Annotated in this window: 14 protein-coding genes; 8 read left to right on the top strand and 6 right to left on the bottom strand. The window is 48.5% G+C overall.

Features of this window, described 5'->3' with window-relative positions:
* The first annotated feature begins 4 nt into the window (after nucleotides 1-4).
* From K0H59_RS20755 to K0H59_RS20740, 4 genes are all read left to right on the top strand, one after another.
* Nucleotides 5-742 carry a DNA-binding protein gene (locus K0H59_RS20755; RefSeq protein ID WP_220054259.1) on the top strand — a complete coding sequence of 246 codons (738 nt, stop codon included), beginning with the start codon at nucleotides 5-7 and terminating at the stop codon, nucleotides 740-742.
* A gap of 7 nt (nucleotides 743-749) precedes the next feature.
* Complete coding sequence (locus tag K0H59_RS20750) at nucleotides 750-992, top strand: hypothetical protein (protein ID WP_220054258.1); 243 nt, start codon at nucleotides 750-752, stop codon at nucleotides 990-992.
* 217 nt (nucleotides 993-1,209) lie between these two features.
* Nucleotides 1,210-2,400: an HD-GYP domain-containing protein gene (locus K0H59_RS20745; RefSeq protein ID WP_220054257.1), complete on the top strand. Its 1,191-nt coding sequence runs from the start codon at nucleotides 1,210-1,212 to the stop codon at nucleotides 2,398-2,400.
* 104 nt (nucleotides 2,401-2,504) lie between these two features.
* Nucleotides 2,505-3,140 carry a paraquat-inducible protein A gene (locus K0H59_RS20740; protein ID WP_220054256.1) on the top strand — a complete coding sequence of 212 codons (636 nt, stop codon included), beginning with the start codon at nucleotides 2,505-2,507 and terminating at the stop codon, nucleotides 3,138-3,140.
* 300 nt (nucleotides 3,141-3,440) lie between these two features.
* Here the strand turns inward: K0H59_RS20740 and K0H59_RS20735 are convergent, their stop codons facing one another.
* The 4 genes from K0H59_RS20735 to K0H59_RS20720 are packed head-to-tail and all read right to left on the bottom strand — an operon-like array spanning nucleotide 3,441 to nucleotide 9,025.
* Complete coding sequence (locus K0H59_RS20735; RefSeq protein WP_011627657.1) at nucleotides 3,441-3,746, bottom strand: DUF3240 family protein; 306 nt, start codon at nucleotides 3,744-3,746, stop codon at nucleotides 3,441-3,443.
* Entirely contained in the window at nucleotides 3,743-6,796 is a 3,054-nt protein-coding gene (locus K0H59_RS20730; protein WP_220054255.1) for an efflux RND transporter permease subunit, read from the bottom strand. The genes K0H59_RS20735 and K0H59_RS20730 overlap by 4 nt, the downstream gene beginning before the upstream one ends.
* Before the next feature lies 1 nt (nucleotide 6,797).
* Nucleotides 6,798-7,826: a membrane fusion-like protein gene (locus tag K0H59_RS20725; RefSeq protein WP_220054254.1), complete on the bottom strand. Its 1,029-nt coding sequence runs from the start codon at nucleotides 7,824-7,826 to the stop codon at nucleotides 6,798-6,800.
* The gene (locus K0H59_RS20720) at nucleotides 7,823-9,025 is read right to left on the bottom strand and encodes a metal transporter (protein WP_220054253.1); all 1,203 of its coding nucleotides are present in this window, start codon (nucleotides 9,023-9,025) and stop codon (nucleotides 7,823-7,825) included. The genes K0H59_RS20725 and K0H59_RS20720 overlap by 4 nt, the downstream gene beginning before the upstream one ends.
* 144 nt (nucleotides 9,026-9,169) lie before the next feature.
* Here K0H59_RS20720 and K0H59_RS20715 point away from each other — a divergent pair, with 144 nt between their 5' ends.
* Both K0H59_RS20715 and K0H59_RS20710 read left to right on the top strand, forming a co-directional pair.
* Entirely contained in the window at nucleotides 9,170-9,715 is a 546-nt protein-coding gene (locus tag K0H59_RS20715) for a LuxR family transcriptional regulator (RefSeq protein WP_220054252.1), read from the top strand.
* A 112-nt stretch (nucleotides 9,716-9,827) separates the two neighbouring features.
* Complete coding sequence (locus K0H59_RS20710) at nucleotides 9,828-9,974, top strand: hypothetical protein (protein ID WP_083758005.1); 147 nt, start codon at nucleotides 9,828-9,830, stop codon at nucleotides 9,972-9,974.
* A 48-nt stretch (nucleotides 9,975-10,022) separates the two neighbouring features.
* Here K0H59_RS20710 and K0H59_RS20705 read toward each other — a convergent pair whose 3' ends face one another.
* Together K0H59_RS20705 and K0H59_RS20700 are read right to left on the bottom strand one after the other, a co-directional pair.
* On the bottom strand, nucleotides 10,023-10,973 hold the full coding sequence (locus tag K0H59_RS20705; protein WP_220054251.1) for a YeiH family protein: 951 nt from the start codon (nucleotides 10,971-10,973) through the stop codon (nucleotides 10,023-10,025).
* Nucleotides 10,974-11,225: 252 nt separating this feature from the next.
* A complete protein-coding gene (locus tag K0H59_RS20700; RefSeq protein WP_220054250.1) occupies nucleotides 11,226-11,789 on the bottom strand; it encodes a malate synthase in 564 nt (187 codons plus the stop codon).
* A gap of 208 nt (nucleotides 11,790-11,997) precedes the next feature.
* Between K0H59_RS20700 and K0H59_RS20695 the strand changes: the two genes are divergently transcribed.
* Together K0H59_RS20695 and K0H59_RS20690 are read left to right on the top strand one after the other, a co-directional pair.
* Entirely contained in the window at nucleotides 11,998-13,530 is a 1,533-nt protein-coding gene (locus K0H59_RS20695) for a DUF3612 domain-containing protein (protein ID WP_208660627.1), read from the top strand.
* A gap of 242 nt (nucleotides 13,531-13,772) precedes the next feature.
* Complete coding sequence (locus K0H59_RS20690) at nucleotides 13,773-15,278, top strand: P-loop NTPase fold protein (RefSeq protein WP_220054249.1); 1,506 nt, start codon at nucleotides 13,773-13,775, stop codon at nucleotides 15,276-15,278.
* The last annotated feature ends 223 nt before the right edge of the window (nucleotides 15,279-15,501 follow it).

Raw genomic sequence — 15,501 nt, 5'->3', positions numbered from 1 at the left:
ACTGATGAAAAATTGGCTTATTTGTATTGACGATACCGACGACATTGGCACTAAGGGCACAGGCGAGATAGCCGAGGAAATTGCACATTTGCTCGCGCAGCACTCGGGTGGCAGGGCTTCCTTTGTGACGCGGCATCAGTTGTTTGTGCATCCAGATATTCCTTACACCTCCCACAACAGCGCCATGTGTTTTGCGTTGCTGTCACCATTATCGCAGGCGGAGATCCATCGGATGGCGGTCGCGCATCTAGTCGCCGAATCTGCGCCTAAGGCGGATCCTGGGATTGCAATTTTGGATGTCGATTCCGACTATGATGTGAATACGCTGATGGACTTTGGGCTCAGAGCCAAGCGCGAAGTGATCACCAAAGCGGCCGCTTATCAACTTGCCGAGCAGTTACAGATCCAACTCTCAGAGCACGGTGGTACTGGCCAGGGCGTGATTGGTGCTTTGGCGGGATTAGGGCTGCGTTTAATGGGCAGTGATGGGCGCGTTAAGGGGCAAATTAAACTCGGTCAGCTTGAGGAAGTGTCCCTCGAGTTAACTGTGGCAGACATTCTCGAGCAGACAGGCCTCGATGCGGTAATGAGCACAGATAAAACCCGTTTAGCGGCGAATGAAAAGGTTCAACTCAAAGGCAAAGTGAAGGCCGTTTATCTTGAGCATCAATTTGTATTGCTAGTTAGCCGTGACGGTGAGCAGTGGCGTAATGCGGGCAAACAAGCATTGCAGGACTATTGAGGTGAAGATGAATCAGGACCTTCTCAAACAGTTTGAATACGAGACCGAACGTTGGATTTTTCGAGCGGGTTTGCAGCAATATCCTGAAGCGAGGCGAGCGGCACAGCTGTGTTCTCGCTTTGCACCCGACGATGAAGATGAGCAGGTCGATGATGAAATGCGCTCCTGCTATAACTGCCAATATCGCCGTTGGATGGTAACAAGCTTCGAATGTATGATGCTAAAAAATACAGTATTATTAAACAATTAGCCTTTAACTGAGCAATACCCCATCATTCTGCTCGGTTTTTATCTGGTTCTTTGATGCTCGTCATCAAAGCATATGGTGCTTTTCCCTCCCTCGGCTTAGAATGCAGGATAAACTGTCCTATACTACCAAGAGATAAGTCACAGCTAATATGCCCAATAGGGCGGCAAGCTGCGTAGTAAATAGCAGTCATTTTCTCTATGCCTTGGGGTTGCTAGATATGAGTGAGTCGGCAGAATCAGTTGACCTAATCAAATTGCCCGTGTCGCAATTGACACTGGGTATGTTTGTCAGCGCGATAGACAAAAGTGATCAAGGTCGGCTCGCAATTGCGAATGCAGGACAAATCAAGCATAAGGATGCGATTGCTAAATTAACGAGGAGTGGGATCAAATTTGTTTGGGTCGACACTGAACGTTCGGCCGAACATTGCGGTTTTAAGCGCAAAGCCAGTAACGATGGGTCTGCTGGAGTTAAAAAGCCGTTAGCAACCCGCGAGAATCAGCAAAAGCAGGCACAGGTCATTTTGACCGAAGCGAAAGACTTGATCCGCAAAGTCTTGTCAGAAACCTTTGAAGGCAAAGCGATAGAGGTCGCCCCCTTCGAAGCCCTCGCCGACAGCATGATTGAATCGGTCTTGTTGGATGAAGATGCGCTGAGATGCATGTCAGCACTGCGTTCAAAGGATGCTTATCTGCTTGAGCATTCAGTGAATGTGGCCTTCCTGCTGGTGACTTTCGGTAAATACCTTAAACTCGACCGTTCGATTCTTCGGGAAATGGCGGTCGGCGGGATTTTGCATGATATTGGCAAGATCAAGGTCGATAACAAAGTCCTGCACAAACCTGGCAAACTCACCCCTGAAGAATTCGAACATATGAAGCTGCATCAAGTGTATGCACTTGAAATTATGAACGAAACAAAAGGCTTATCTCAGGTCAGTAAAGACGTTTGTCTGATGCACCATGAAAAGCTCGATGGCCGTGGCTATCCTCGGGGATTAAAGGCCGAGGAAATCCCGCTCCATGGTCGCATGAGTTGTATTGTCGATATCTTCGACGCCTTAACCGCCACTCGTTGCTACAAAGAGGCCATGAGCCCAGCGGCGGCCTTTAAGATCCTACTGAGTCTGACGCCATTCCACCTCGATCAAGAGCTGGTATACGAGTTTATTCGCTGCGTCGGCGTGTATCCTGTCGGCTCTTTGGTCGAATTGTCCGACGGACGCGTAGGTATCGTCTGGGCCTCGAAGGACAGGGACGCATTACACCCGATCGTAAAATGTTTTTATTCTTTAAAAGCAAAACGTTATACCGAGGTGGTTATGGTCGATCTGCTCAAGTCGGAGCTGCATATTGAACGCGGCGTTTCACCTAGCTCGCTGGATATCGATCCTAAACCCTTCTACTAATGCGCGCCGTTGCACCTGATATCTGCCAAGTTGTCAGGTGCCATTCATTGCCCCGATAAGGGGAAAGGCCGTACACTGGGCCAAAGTTTTTCTAGGGCCCAGTTATGAATAGTGTACGCAACTCTCTCCTTCCGATTCTCGTTATTCTGCTGTCTTTAGCGCTGTTAATTCCCGGCGTGACTCAACCCATTTTGAGCCTCAATGGCAGCATAGATAAGGCCAAACTCACCGAACAAGGGATTGAGCAGGTCGCACAAAGTTTCGATGAGGACTCGGGGCGCGACAGTGCCCGCGGCATGTTGAATATGGTCAGTGGCCTGTTAGGGCTGAACAACCTCAGGGGTGAGGTAGAAGTATTGCAGCAAACCCGCAGTATTTGGAGCACAGTCACCGAATTATATAACTCTGGCAATGGCTTAGTGGCCGGACTGGTGATGCTGTTTAGTATCATTATCCCCGCAGTGAAACTCAGTCTGATGTTGGTACAACAAAGCGTGAGTTCGGTTGCGCTGCAGTGGCGCATTCATCATCTAGTGTCTGCGCTGGCGAAATGGTCGATGGCCGATGTGTTTGTGGTGGCCCTGATCATTACCTTTTTGGCAGGCAATGCCTCGGGTGGCATGGGCGAAATGCTAAAGACCAAGGCGCAGTTTGAGAGCGGATTCTACTTCTTTACCGCTTACTGCATTCTCTCAATCGCCAGTGCTTACTTAGTGCGTCGTCCAACACCGATTCTGTAGTTATACCAATCGTATTAAATATCTGTTCATTCAGCGGGAGTTAAACGGGCTTTAGACAAGGCGAAGGCTTGAAGACATAGTGGCGCTCTGTCGAAAGCCTTAAACGCAGTATAAAGCCCGTTCAACCCCGCCCTTCGGGAGCCTCACAGGCATCTCACTCCCGTGTTACATTGACTTAAAAGGGAATAACCATTTCTTCGTCAATGCGCCTTGGATTGAGATGCCTGTGAGGCTCTGAACTGATTAGATATTTAATGTGATTGGTATTAGCATACAGCAGGTTCCGTATGTCCTTTATCGTTAGGAAAGCGTACCGTTTTGATAGATGGGCATAATCCAATAACGGCAAGGGTTGTGTTTACAGACCTTTGCTAGTGCTTCAAGCAGGGCGCTTTGCTGGCTTGCAGGGTGCATAATCTCAAACTTACAAAACTCCCGATAACCTTCCACTTGTTCCTTGATATTGAAATGGCTGTGCTCTCGGCTAAATCCGCAAATATTGCCCAAGCTAAAGCCGGATAAAAACTCCAACTCAATCAGGGTGTCGACTATATCGTCCTTGATATCGTTTTGGGCGATCAGGACTAGCAGTTGTTCTGTGCTCATCGGCGTTTCTCCAGCCAAAAATACAACATGGGCAGTAAATACAGGGTCGTAATGGTCGATGTGAGCAATCCACCGATCACCACAATGGCCAAGGGTTTTTGGATTTCAGCACCTGGGCCCGTGGCGAACACTAAGGGGATCAAACCAAACATGGCGGTGGTGGCTGTCATTAGAATGGGCCTGAGTCGCCGGGCGGCGCCCTGTTCGACTCGCTCCCTGAGGCTACCGAATAAGTATTTGGTTTGTTCGTAATAACTGACCATCACCACGCCGTTAAGCACGGCGACACCCAGCAGGGCGATAAAACCTACCGAGGCGGGCACCGAGAGGTATTCCCCCGAGAGATACAAGCTGACGATACCGCCCATCATGGCGAACGGGACGTTAGCGAGGATTAATCCCGATTTTGCTAGAGAGCCGAAGGTGGTGAATAAAATCAAAGTGATCAATGCGATAGCTATAGGGATCACCAGCAACAAATTGCTGGTGGCGCGCTGCTGGTTTTCAAACTCGCCACCGAAGCTAACGCTATAGCCACTGGGCAGTTTGATTTCCTTGGCGATTTTGCTGTTTAGCTCCTCCACAAAGCCCACAATATCCCGCCCTTGGACGTTGGTGGTGATCACCGAAAAGCGATTTCCCTGTTCCCGCTCGATCAGAATCGGGCCCTGTTTATAGCTCAAAACGGCCACATCACTTAGGCGTTTTAGGGAATGGTCTGGCATCACCAATAACTGATTTTGCAGTTCGTTAATGTTGCTGATCTGCGCCTGATTATTAGCGATAAGCACGGGCGTGCGCTTCTTCCCTTGCAGCACTTCGGTGACGACCACGCCTTCGAGTTGGCTCTTGAGGTAGCGGGCAAACTCCATAGTGCTCATCCCAAACCCACGTGCCAGCTCGTTATCTAAGGTGAGATTGATAAAAGGACTGCCTTCAATCATCGCCATCTTAACGTCGACACTGCCCTGAGTGGCGGTGACCAGTTGCTCTATCTCTCCGGTGAGTTTGCCTAAGGTCTCGATATCATTACCGAATACTTTAATCGCGACATCGCCAATGCTGCCTGTGAGCATTTCGGAGACACGCATTTGTATCGGTTGGGTAAAGTTAAAGTTCACGCCGGGATATTTGAGCAGCACAGTGCGGATGGCATCGATAAGCTGCTCTTTGGTCGCAAAACGCCATTCGCTGCGGGGCGCCAGCTCTAAAAACACATCGGTTTCGTTCAGTCCCATGGGATCTAAACCAATCTCATCGGCGCCGGTGCGCGCCACCATCTGCTTAATTTCGGGGATTTGGCTTAGCAAGGTTTGCTGGATCTGTTTATCGATAGCGATGGAGGCGTCGAGGGAAATCGAAGGGGATTTCTCTAACTGGAGAATAATGTCGCCCTCATCTAAGGTCGGCATAAAGGTTTTCCCCACCAGACTAAACAGGCCGAGACTGACAATCAGCAAGCTAAAGGCAATGAGCATAAAAGGTTTTTGCCAACCAAAGCAGGCTTTTAGGCTGCCAAGGTAAAGATGCTTGAGCTTTTCGATGGCCTTAGGTTCTTTCGCGGCTTTTTCGTTGACTAGGTACGAGGCAATCACGGGGATTACGGTCAGTGATAACACCAGCGCCGACAGCATGGCAAACACTATGGTGATGGCGACTGGGGTGAAGAGTTTGCCTTCTAAACCACTGAGGGTGAGCAGTGGCGAGAACACAATGATGACGATAACCGTGCCTGAGACTACGGGAATGGCAACGTCTTTGGTGGCGCGAAAGATCAAGTGCAAACGCGGCAAGCGCTGTTTAGTGGCAATTAAATTCACCATGTTTTCAACCACGACCACGGAGGAATCCACCAACATGCCGATGGCGATAACGAGGCCGCCGAGGCTCATCAGGTTCGCGGAAAGATTGAAGTGGTCCATCATCAAAAAGGTGAACAGTGCAGCCAGCGGCAACGACAGGGACACCACTAACGCGGCGCGCACATTCCCTAAAAACAGCGCCAGCAATACGATGACCAGCACAACTGCCTCGAATAGCGCATTGGAGATGGTCTCGATGGCGGTATTGATCAGGTTAGCGCGGTCGTAAAAGGTGTTTATCTGGCTGCCTTCGGGGAGAGTTAGGCTGATTTGCGCCAGCTTTTCCTTAATGTTGTTAACCACTTGTGCCGTATTAGCATCCTTTAGGGCAATGATTAAGGCTTCGGCGGTTTCGTTACCGTCCTTAGTCACTGCGCCGTAGCGCGCAAGGTGGCCTATCTGGATATCAGCGAGATCCTGCAAGCGATAGACCTTAGCATTATCGGCTTTGATCACTAGCTGTTTAAGCTCGTCGATATCATCGATGCGTCCCTCGGAGCGCACTATGATGGTGTCAGTGCCTATGGTGAGCTTACCGGCACCTTCGTTGTGGTTATTCTCCACAATCGCCTGTTGCAGCGCGGCAAAGCTTACACCCGCAGCCGCCATCGCCGCAGGATTGGGGCTGATGCTGAAACTCTTGGCATAACCGCCGAGGATATTCACATCGGCAACACCCGGTACTGTGCGCAGCAGCGGCCGAATTTCCCACTCGAGTAATTGACGTCGCTCCAGCAGGGAAAGATTGGGGTTTTCGAGTGAAAACATAAAGATTTCACTCAGTGGCGTGCTCATGGGCGCCACGCCGCCACTCACGCCTTCGGGAAAACTGTCCCAGACCGCCGAGAGGCGCTCGCTCACCTGTTGGCGCGCCCAATAGATATCCGTGCCTTCTTCAAAATCGAGGGTGATATCGCTAATGGCGTACTTAGTGGTCGAGCGTAGAATCGATTGCTGCGGAATGCCGAGCAGCTCGGTTTCAATCGGAACCGTAATCTGCGCTTCGATTTCCTCCGGCGTCATGCCGGGAGCCTTGAGGATAATTTTCACTTGGGTTGGGGAAATATCCGGAAAGGCATCTAAGGGAATGGCAAACCAAGCGCGTGCACCAGCCAACATGAGGATCAGCGCCACTATCAGCACAAAGAGCCGCTGAGTGAGCGAAAAACGGATCACAGAGGTGAGCATCCTATTCGCCTCCTAAACCGAGCATGATGCCTTTCACCGCAGCAACCGACTGGGATAGGACTTGTAGCTGACTCAAATCTTGATCGCTGGCGACAATATATTGCTCTGGCGTCGAACCTAAGATATCGACCGTTAGTGCATTGAGCTGATTATCGGACTGAGTAAACACTTGGCTGTCTTGCTCCCAACTAAACACACTGTTTTTGGGCAGTAAATACACGGCTTTTTGATACTCGGGAACCACAGTCATTTGTTGGCCTAACAATAAGTTACACTCCTGCGGCACTGCCGATGACCAAGCCGTGACAAAGGCGCCTTCGGCAATCGCCGACAGTGACTCAATTGCGATATGGCATTGATTAATATTGATGGCAGACAGGGAATGGGACTGCCCCGTGGGCACATTCACTTTGACGCGGATGCTGTTATTGGGCACCAGTGAAAACAGCTGATCCCCCGCCATATAAGGGCCGCTGATGGCATTAAGTTTAACGATACCGTCGACGGGCGCGGCGACAACTAAGGAGTCGGTAGCCGCATCCGTGCTGTGGACGCGCTCCATAAAGTGCTGCATATGCTCGTATTCGAGGTGAGTCGTAAAATAGTCCTGACTGATCTCACGCCATTTTTCGGCACTAATGCTGCCATTGGCGAGTAAAGGTTTGTTGCGCTCATAACGACTCTTGGCGAGTTGATACAGGCTAGCTGCGGCCTCGACTTGAGCGAGGTAGTGGAACACTTCTGGCCCTGTGAGTTTGACTATCGCTTGGCCTTTACTGACGCGCTGGCCTTGGCCGACGAGAAAGTGCACCTGCTGGATATTCTCGGGCGTGCTGATCCAATAATCATTGCCGGGGAGGATTTCAACCTGCGCCGGCAGTGGGCTGCCCTCATAACTGGCGACTCTTTGTGGCTGGGTGTAACTGAGGTCGAGATTGCCTAAGGCGCTAATGGCTAAGCTTTCGGCCTGCGCCGAACCTACAACACTCGCGGATAAACAGAGAAGGCATGCGCCGTACTTGGCCATCATAATGAAATTCCTAAGGCTTGGAGTTGTTGAGAATGCAGTTGTTGCAAGCTGACGTGGTTGAGCGCCAAGCGGGATTCGGTGTCGAGCGCCTCCATATAGCGGCGCAGCCAGACTTCATAATTCACCTGATCTTGATCTTTTACTTTGGCGAGTTCCTCGGTAATGGTGCGACTGAGGGCGAGCGCTTGGGTGAGTAAGCGCTGTTGCTCGACGAGGTTAGTTTGTTGGCGGACTAATTGATCCCACTGGTTTTTAAGCTCGAGGGCGCTGCGGTCAAGATTGAGGCTTTGCTCGGTATTTGCTTGTTGCCATTGGGATAAATCGCTCTGTGACAGCGCAGAGCCTAAGGTTAAGGGCACTGACACGGCTATGCCTAACTGCTGATCATCTACGCCCGTATCCGCGGTATTTTTTGCCGTGAGAGAGACGGTCCAGGGATCGCGCTCACCCGCTTGCTGAGTTTGGATCAGCAGCAGATGTTGCTGTTGTTGTAGCTTCAACAATTGCCATAGGGGGTGCTGGGCTAAGGCCTCGGCGCCCTTACCAAGCGGGCGGTCAGTTTCTTCTATCGCGCAGGGCATTCGGTCTTGGCCCGTCAGCTGTTGATACAGGGCTAAAGATTGAGATTGTTGCTGCAGAATGTCGGCGCGGCTTAAGGCGATATCGACACTTTCCCGCTCCAGCAGCAGAGTGTTGGCCAGTGGCAGTTCCCCCGCATCGGTCAGTTGTTTTTGCTGGCGATGGAGTTTATCGAGCAACTGCTGTTTGCGCTCAAGCTGCGACAGTTTGACTTCGCTTAGGCGGTATTCCCACAGGCTCTGCCTTAATAATCCCGAGAGATACAAGCCTTGCAACGCCGTTTGTTGTTGATGAATTTGCTCGGCGAGCTGTTTTATTTGCTTATCGCTGCTGTGTAGCGCGGGGGATTTAAATGGCAAATTGACTGAGAGTTCCTGCTCGTAGCTGTTACTATTATCCAAACTCCCGAGGTGACTTAAGCTGATGCTCGGCAGGCCTGTGAGCCAGGTCGAGCTGGTTAAATGTGCCGATTGGGTATTCGACGAAGTGATATGAGCCAACCTAGCTTGGCTACTCGACAGCGCTTGGGAAAGTTCGGCTTCCGCAGCAAGACACAGGAAACTACTGCCGACTAAGCTGGTCAACAGACATAACTTGATACAAGACGAACTGACAGACATGACATGATTCTGTGGTATTAAACAATGCTGTCAGTGTAGGGATTGACGGCTGAAAGTCGTCGGGGACCTGTATCATAAATCCGCCTATGGTACATATGTCCCATAAAATAATTGATTGATTTTGCTTTTATTTAGGAGTTTTAAATGAAGGATATTGTCATTATTGGTCTGCTGGCACTCATCATGTGCTTTAAGCTTTTTGACATTAGTTCCGACATTCAATTAGGCATTCCGCAATGGCATTTAGTGCAGGAAGCCATACTCTTAGTGCTCACCGCAGTCGGGGCCATCTACCTCAGTTACGATTTAATTCGCCGCTCGCGCGAAGTTAAAGCCTTAGCAAAACGCCTCGAGTACGCCGATAAAAAAATCGACAATATGTCGACCCAAATGCGCTCTGCCAGACAGGAATACAGCCAAGCCGTCGCAAATCAGTTTGATACTTGGGGTTTTACCAAGAGCGAGCAGCAAGTCGCGTTTTTATTGCTTAAAGGGCTGAGTTTTAAAGAAATTGCCGAAGTGAGACAGACAAAAGAGAAAACGGTGCGCCAACAGGCGTCGACCATTTATGGCAAGGCCGCCGTTGATGGTCGCCACACCTTTTGTGCTTGGTTTATGGAGGATTTTATTCAGAAACATAACCAAGAACTGGTGGCAAACGAGTCCGATAGCGCCCATAAGGCCGCTTAAGCTAAACGCTCAGGCTTAGTTGTTATAGCTATTTGTTATTGAAAATCGATATTGGCTGGCTTTTTGGTTCTAAACAATAATGAGCATCCCCTAAGTTTGTCGGAGGATGCAATTGAAAAACTCGCTGCTGATTGTGTTTTGCCTTATTGCCTTGGTTGCATCCACGCAAACCACAGGATTACTCCGCTCGCTGATCGAATTTTCCGCCTTTTTAGGCGTACTGGGGTTGGCTTGGCGAATTAAACCTAACGCCGAGTAGGCTTCCCGTATCAGTGTGTCAATTTAAGCCGCTTAGCTTAAATCCAATTTATTGAAAATACAGAATATAACCTAAAGACGTTGCCCCAATCGCCGCCCACAGAACCACGCCCAGCAGCAAAGGCTTAGGGCCGCTCGCCCGCATTTTTTGCACCGTAATCCCCGCACCAATCAAGAACAGACACAGAACTAAGGTACGTTTAGACACCATAAATAGCGTGTCGTAGAGCGGCTGAAACTGCGGCAGCCAATGGGCGATTGCGATGGCTAAACAGTAAAATCCGATAAAATACGGTAGGTTAAGCTTACGTTTATCGCCGCCAAAGATCAGCGCACTGACAAGGGCAATGGGGATAATCCACAGTGCGCGCGCCAGTTTAATGGTTGTGGCGGTTTTAAGTGCTTCATCACCATAGGCAGAGGCCGCGCCGACGACTGAGGAAGTGTCGTGAATCGCGATGGCACTCCACACGCCAAAATCGTATTGGCTCATATTGAGCAAATGCCCGAGGGCGGGGAATAAAAACAAAGCCACCGAGTTGAGCACAAATACACAGGCTAATGCGGTGGCGGTTTGGTCTGGTTTGGCATTAATCGCTGGCGATACGGCGGCAATGGCGCTGCCGCCACAGATGGCGGTGCCAGAGGCGATTAAGTGGCCTGTGATCGGGTCAAACTTCAGGGCGCGAGTCACCACAAAACCTAAGATCAGCGTAAAAATAATCGAGCCGACAATCAATCCGAGGTTATGGCTGCTGGCCTCAATCGCGGCGTTGAAGTTAATCCCAAAGCCTAAGCCGATAATCGAATAGGACAGCAATTTTTTGGTGAGGGCGGCGATATTCCAGTCGTTTGGCACCCAACCTAGGCTGGCCAAGGTAAAACCGAGCACAAGCGCCATGGGGGATGAGATAACAGGCGCGAGACATAGCAGTGCGGCGCAGATAAACACAAGGCGATGGGGTTGCTTAAGTTGCGAGACTATCGATGAAAAATTCATAACGCCTTAGGTTTGCGACTGAGTGTTATCGTGCCAATCTTGGGTTTTTAGCTCCATCCACATAGGCATAGATACTCGAATAAGCATTGGGACGCTGACAAAGACGGGCATTATAACGATTGGGCTCAGCTTCAATAAAATCAATTTAATTTATTTTGTAAGTCAATTTTATTGAGTCTTAATGGACTGGTGGGTTTGAAGTAAAAAAAGGAGAGCCGCCGACGGCAGCTCTCCCGGGAAAATATGCGGAATTTAGAGATTCACGATACGTTGCAGATTGTAGTCGCCACCGTCTTTAGCGGTAAACAGCTTGTCTTGAATATCGTTAGCGCTTGGCATTCCTGCATGTAACAGGCTTAACCAGTGGCGCGAGGTGGTGTTGCGTGTCTCTGTGGGTTCGGCGGCTAACTCAACGGGCGCTTCGATTTGCACATCTTCCAAATTCGCTAAATCCCGTGCGCCTATCATGCCAGTGCGATCGAAACATAACTCAACATGGCAGCCTTGATCCTGCAACACTATGGCGCTTGGCGCATCTTTAGTGCCGTTGAAGGCAACAAACTGCTTGGTTTGGCGTAATCCGCTGTGGCTGCCGTCGGCAAAAAATGCCAGCAGGTGTTGGTAGTAAACTACATAGCTGATCACATCCTGATGCGAACCCGCATCGAGCGGGAAATGACGGTCGAGGAACTGCTTCGCCTGGGCAAGTTTTTCATGCTCGGCCACGTTCACTTGGGCGACGGCAAGCACTTCTTCTGCGATGAAGCTGTTTAGATTCGGTTGGATCTGGTGGCTATTGATAATTGACATATTCATCGCTGCATCCTCTACACATTCAAATTAAAAATTAGGGCCTTGATTTCACTTCTAATGGTTCAACATTTGTCTTCAATTTGGTTTGTCCGACAGAGTTAATGGTTAAGCCGTGTCAGGTGGATAACCTGCCTCGATTGCTTAATTTGTAGTCTAGTCTTTTTTTGACTACAATTTCACAATAAAAATTTTACAATGTGAATTTTACAAAATGCGCAATGACCAGAGCTTGATGAGAAAGTCACATTTCCTAGGGACTAAAATACGTAACCTACGGAAACGTAACAATTTAACCATGGAAGATTTATCGGCACGTTGCATTCGCGTCGATGCGGGCAGTGCGCCCTCTGTGTCATATTTGTCGATGATCGAACGCGGAAAACGTGTGCCCAGTGCCGAAATGTTGGCCGTGATTGCCACGGTTTTTCAAAAGGACGTTGACTGGTTTTTAGACGACGTACCCGAGGAGAGTGCTATCACGCCGGATAAGGGCCGCCGTGGTGGGATCAGCGGCATGGCGCTCGAACCCAGCTTTTTGTTTTCAAATGATATTTTGCAAATTGCCATCCCTGAAATGCTATCCCAGACTGGGATCTCGGGTCGGCAATTCGCCCATCTATTAATCCGCGCCCATCAGGAACACCATCAAAACCATTTCCCCGATCTTGAACGTGCCGCCGAAGAGGTTGGGTTAAAACGTATGCCCTTATCCCTCGAGGAGATGCTGGATATCGCCAAGGGCGTAGGCTTGAAAATCAAATGGATAGATAGCACTCCCCAGGAAGTTATCGACGAGCGCGGCGTAAGCTCCCATCAGTTAGTGACCTCCTTCTTCGAGCCACCCAGCACGATTTACATCAATAAAGTTCTTAAAAATCGCCCCAGTCGACTGAAGTACGATCTCGCCGCCCATATCGGCCATTGTGTGTTGCACAACAAGGATGGGCTTAAGAGTGTGATGATTTCTGGCCGAAAACTGGAGATGGATGAAGAAGTGACCATGCAGTCTAATACCCTGAACGCGCAGGATATTTTGCATGCGTGGCGCGACTTTGAGTCCAGCTTCTTTGCCGGAGCCCTGTTATGCCCTAAGGTGCCCTATCGACAATTGCTCGACCGCCACGGTTACGAAATTGAGGTGCATAAACAGCTGCAAGTGTCGGCTTCGGTCGCCATGCGGCGGATGACGGTCGTATCGCCTTATCCCCATTGGCATTATTTTGATGCCTATGCGCCGGGCAAACTCAAAGCCGTTTACCGAGGCAATGGTATTCCTCTGCCTTGGGGCAATATGCGGCTGGTGGAAGACCCTTGCCAGCACTGGGCGGTGTTTAGAATGATCAGCGAGCCCTCAGTTGGGACCTCCGCGCAAATTTCAATTTTAAATGTAGGCAATGAGCCACGGATTTACTGCTGCGAGTCGATTAAGGTCGAAGACTCGGCGGGCAACCCCCATGTGCTCTGTGCCGGTATCGATTTGAATCCGGCCATTGAAGCCCAAGGCAAAGATGCACTCTCTATCGCCCATGATTTAAAAGCCGCCTGTGTTTCTGGCGGCGGCTCAGTCGCGATTCCTAAGCATATTAAAAGCGATCTGGTCAGCGTAGCTAAGATATTGAATATCAACTGGATTGAACGTGGTATTAAAAATGATGCCCGGCTTATCTGCTCCCGCGGCGCCGTCTGCCCACGGCAACCCAGCTGTTATCAAGCGGGTAAATCGCAGTGTGATGGGGTGGAGTAAACTATGCCGCGAAGTTTTGCATAGGGTTTAGTAAATGGCTGCTATTAAGCACTCTCACTTCAGTGACACGCCATTAACTCATCCCTGAGGGCTCGACGGCGGCATCCATGCCGCCAACGGTCACTGCCGCGAGAGTGCTTAACTCTGCGAACTCAGGTGTCTGTATTGCTCATTGAGTTGATAGTGCACACATTACGACTTTATTCTGAAGTATGAGTAACTGATTAATAAAAAGGGATTTTATGTCTGATGATATTGTAGATTTTAACTGGAAAGAGCCTGTGTTATGCACAGAAGGAACTGAACTATTTCCAAGGGATACATTAGATCGCGCTAGATACGCTTCTTTTTTACACAATTATTTGGCGATTAATGCTATCGATGGTGGCTATGTTTTAAACCTAAATGCGAAGTGGGGCTCGGGTAAAACCTACTTTATTAATCGCTGGATTGAGAGCATTAAAGATAGACACCCTGTTGTTTACATTGATGCTTGGAAGCAGGATTACTCTGATGATCCTATGCTTACCGTTATTTCATCTTTGATAAATGCTTTAAGTGCGCAATTGCCTGCTGAAAATGAAATTCTGTCAAATATTACTGAAAAATCAGCCCGATTTATCAAAGCAGCTGCACCTGCTTTACTCAAAGGATTGGTGAAAAAGGCTGTTGGTTTGAATTTAGATGATATTAAAATTGAAGGAGACTCAAAAGGTGATGACAAATTCATTTCTGATACTTTAAGTGAATCTGCGGCCGCAGTTGCACAATGCTTAGTAAAAGACCACAACGATAAATTGCAGTCAGTCAACTATTTGCGAAATGAAATTAAAGCGTTAATTACTGCAGTCATTGCACATAAGCAAGGTGCTTTAAAAGCACCTGCTTTTATCTTTATTGATGAACTCGATCGCTGTCGACCTAGTTATGCCGTAGAAATGTTAGAGGTTGTTAAACACTTTTTTGAATTAGATAATATTGCCTTTATCGTGGCGACAGATACTGAACAACTACAGCATGCGGTGAAAGCTGTTTATGGTGAAGGCTTTGATGCTCAAACCTATTTAGGTCGGTTCTTTAGGCGGCGTTACTCATTAACCGAGCTTTCTCGCTATGAATTTGTAAGCCATATTTCTGAAAGTAAAGTCACTTATAATCCTAATTGGAAGGAGTTTGTACCTAGCCTAGCTGAATTAGATGACTTTACTCGTGTGGTTTCTATTGTGGCGGATAGATTTAGACTCTCGCTGAGAGAAACTGAACAGCTAATGGATAAATTTATAGCAGTATTAAGCAATACAACAAAAACATTAAATCCTTATTTGTTGTTAATTCTGTTTGTATTGAGAGACAAGCATTATTCACTATATGAAGAATGGCTGGAATCAATTAATAAAGAGGCTAATTTCGGTCAATCTGTTCAGCGTCTAAACTGTCGAAATGATATTTTTCCAATATTTTTTAAAAGTAGTGAGTCAACTTTCCTTCCTAGGGAGGAGAGATACAGTAACTTTCCTTCTGATGGGATAAATTTACATATCATTTTAATGTATATGAATAAGATCTGTTCAGACTGGAAGCCATCAGAACGAGACCAGTTCAAAAAGAACTTGAGAATTCAAAGAGGAAGATCGGGCTCTTCTACTGAGAGTGCGGGGTATTATTTTCAAGAAGTTTTAATGGAACTTACTGCTCATAAGTCAGATTATAAAAACTGGGTAGAGTTAGCAGTGTCTTTTGATAAATAGAAAGATGCGCTTATCTACACCCATAAATCATCTTAGAGCCAACAATTTATTAAGGTTTGGTGTTAATGTAAAAATTGTAAGCTACAAAAATACACCGAAATTAACGGGATTAAGCACTGGCATGTAAGTGACCGTTGGCGGCATGGATGCCGCCGTCGAGCCTATAGGGATATATCCACGGCGTGTCACTGGAATGCCAGTGCTTAATCATTTGCGAGCAGAT

This window comes from Shewanella sp. FJAT-51649 (assembly GCF_019457435.1).
GTDB classification, from domain to species: domain Bacteria; phylum Pseudomonadota; class Gammaproteobacteria; order Enterobacterales; family Shewanellaceae; genus Shewanella; species Shewanella mangrovisoli.
This window is presented reverse-complemented; position numbering and strand designations above follow the sequence as displayed.